The organism is Constrictibacter sp. MBR-5 (assembly GCF_040549485.1).
In the GTDB taxonomy this organism is placed as follows: domain Bacteria; phylum Pseudomonadota; class Alphaproteobacteria; order JAJUGE01; family JAJUGE01; genus Constrictibacter.
Genome location: NZ_JBEPTK010000043.1, coordinates 1 through 2,435, shown reverse-complemented (window position 1 = coordinate 2,435; position 2,435 = coordinate 1). Strand labels below are relative to the sequence as shown.

Sequence of the window (2,435 nt, the reverse complement as noted above, 5' to 3'; positions counted from 1 at the left end):
CCCGCCCACTGGGCGATCGAAACCTCGCTGCACTGGGTCCTCGACGGCACATTCCGCGAGGACAGGACGAGAGGCCGAACCGGGCACGGCCCGGCAAACATGGCTGTCGTCCGGTCCTTCGCATTCAATCTCTGCGAATGATCCAGGACAAACGATCCCTCAGGTTGCGCCGCAAGCGAGCAGCCAGAAACAGCCAATACCTCGCCCAAAGCCTCCAGCGTTCACCCCGTTAACCCCGCTTCAAGGCCGTGCATCTACAGAGTCGCCGCACCCTGGTCGGGTTGCCCAATCTTAAGCGCCGTCAACGGCCGATCATCGGGCGGGCGCGCATTTGTCCGACTGGATCGAAGCCACGATGATCGTGCGCATTCCGTGCGAGAGGGAGTCTACATGAATGTGCAGGCACTCTTGGAGGCGATCGACGGCATCGCGCTGGTGATCGACCGGGACCTGCGGGTATCTGCTGTCGGAACGGGCAACTGGGATCGCTTCTGGGCGGAGAACGGCGGCGCGGATGGCGGCTTCGCTATCCTGGGCAAGGACATAACGATGTCGTTTTCGCCTGGGGTCGTGCGCGATACCTACCGGAAGCTGTTCACTGAAGTGCTGGAGATGAAACGCCAAGCCATTTGCGTCGACTACCGTTGTGACGCTCCCGCCGCACGGCGTCAGATGCGCCTTTCGGTGACGCCGATCGTGACGTCTGCGGGACGAACGCACCTGCTCTACCAGTCCACCCTGCTCTCGATGGAGCAGCGACCGCCGATCCCGCTTTTTGCCGCTCGGACGGGCGAGGAGAACGAACCCGGAGCCGTTAGAATCTGCGCGGTATGCGCCAAAGTTGAATGGCCGGACGAGCACGCGCCGGGCGCTATGGCATGGATCGAGCCGCAGGAATACTACCGGCGCGGCGGGAGCGACGTGACCGTCATGAGCCACGGTTTCTGCCAGCCCTGTTATGAACGAATGGTAGCTGAAGACATGTGAGGGTCGGGCGACGCGTCGGCGTGAGGGCGGCCAGTGATCGCGCTCTCTGATCGACCCAGGCACATATCACGACCAATGCACGGAGATGGAGAAGCCCGTAACGCTCTCAGCCGAATCCGCCTACAGCGGATCTGGCGACCGGCCAAGAAGCGGCGACACACGCATGGGCATGCTGAATTCGAGAGCAGCCTATGATCGCTCTCGTCATCATCCTGCTGGCCGTTTGCCTTGGTAAGCCGCAGCAGAACGGCTTCGGCGAGAGCTTCAACGGCAAGCTGCGCGACGAGTGTCTGAACGAGGAGGTCTTCGCCAATCTGGCCGAGGCGCGGGCCGTGATCGAGCGCTGGCGGCTCGACTACAACCACGTGCGCCAGTTCAACTATCAACCCCCAGGGCTCTCATAATGATCGATGGACCGGAGGGGGGCAGGTCAGTGCCGATCACATTCGACGGACGCTTCCCGGTCCGCAACCGCCTCTACAGCTACTAACGGTGCCGGAGGTTTCTCGGCCCGCTAAAGGCCCAGGGTCCGCTGCGCCATCGGTACATCAACTCTTAGGCCATCGCAGAGGTCATTGATCCGCACTTGGCACGATAGCCGGGACCGTTCGTCGACACCGAAAGCGAAATCGAGCATGTCTTCCTCGATCGCGGTTGGCGATCCAGTTATCGCGCGCCAAGCAGGATCGATATGGACGTGACACGTCACGCAGGCGCAATGGCCACGACACTTGGCATCGATGCCGGGGATGGAGGCGCGCAGCGCGACCTCCATCAAGGACATTCCCAACCACGCGACAACCTCCCGGCTGGCCCCGTCAGGCTGGACGAAGGTGATCGTCGGCGTGCGTGTTCCAGTCATTACCTGCAGCGCTGTCACCCCAAGAAGATGGGGATCGCCGCGACCCCCGTGTCGATGGTCATACTCACTAAAATCCCATGTATAATGCGCTCCTGCTCGACGATTGGCCGAGACGGTCAGGACCATGCTCAACGGTGTGATAAGTCTTCAGGGGCGCGGCGGGCAAGCCGCAATGGAGTCCTACATCAACGCCCGGCGCCGCCTGCCACCGGGTGTTCGTGGTTTCCGTCACCGGCAAGCTCCTTTGGTCGAAAAAGCACGATCCAAGCCGGCCCCGTCAGGGTGACTGCGCCCAGGGTGATGAAGGCGGTCAGCCATGCTTCGGGTGATGCGGCACCACCGGCGATGTCAAGGACGGCCCCGAACACGGGCGGTCCGAAGATCCCGCCAGCGAAGCCGATCATCGAGTGCACGGCGATTGTGGCGCCACGAAATTGGGGGTCGGCGTTGCCGAGCGCGCCGGCGGTGACTGAGGCGCTCTCGGACGTGAGGAACATGCCGTAGAGGAGGGCCACGGCTACCACCAGCGGATAGAACTCCTGGCTAAGGCCGAGAACAACGCCAGTGATCGCCGAGAGCGACATCA

2 protein-coding genes and 2 pseudogenes are annotated in these 2,435 nt (G+C 62.5%); 2 read left to right on the top strand and 2 right to left on the bottom strand.

Annotated elements, in window-relative coordinates; translation table 11 throughout:
• The first annotated feature begins 390 nt into the window (after positions 1-390).
• Both ABIE65_RS27760 and ABIE65_RS27755 read left to right on the top strand, forming a co-directional pair.
• The gene (locus ABIE65_RS27760) at positions 391-987 is read left to right on the top strand and encodes a hypothetical protein (RefSeq protein ID WP_354081990.1); all 597 of its coding nucleotides are present in this window, start codon (positions 391-393) and stop codon (positions 985-987) included.
• A 230-nt stretch (positions 988-1,217) separates the two neighbouring features.
• Positions 1,218-1,358 (top strand): annotated as a pseudogene (locus ABIE65_RS27755) (integrase core domain-containing protein); the annotation flags it as partial.
• Between the two features lie 143 nt (positions 1,359-1,501).
• On the opposite strand, the gene ABIE65_RS27750 reads toward ABIE65_RS27755, so the two are convergent.
• Positions 1,502-1,849 carry a 2Fe-2S iron-sulfur cluster-binding protein gene (locus ABIE65_RS27750; RefSeq protein ID WP_354081989.1) on the bottom strand — a complete coding sequence of 116 codons (348 nt, stop codon included), beginning with the start codon at positions 1,847-1,849 and terminating at the stop codon, positions 1,502-1,504.
• 185 nt (positions 1,850-2,034) lie between these two features.
• Positions 2,035-2,435, bottom strand: a pseudogene (locus ABIE65_RS27745) (hypothetical protein); the annotation flags it as partial.

Coding starts and splice junctions, on each gene's coding strand:
- ABIE65_RS27760 (WP_354081990.1), top strand. CDS start 391: ATGAATGTGCAGGCACTCTTGGAGGCGATCGACGGCATCGCGCTGGTG.
- ABIE65_RS27750 (WP_354081989.1), bottom strand. CDS start 1,849: ATGACTGGAACACGCACGCCGACGATCACCTTCGTCCAGCCTGACGGG.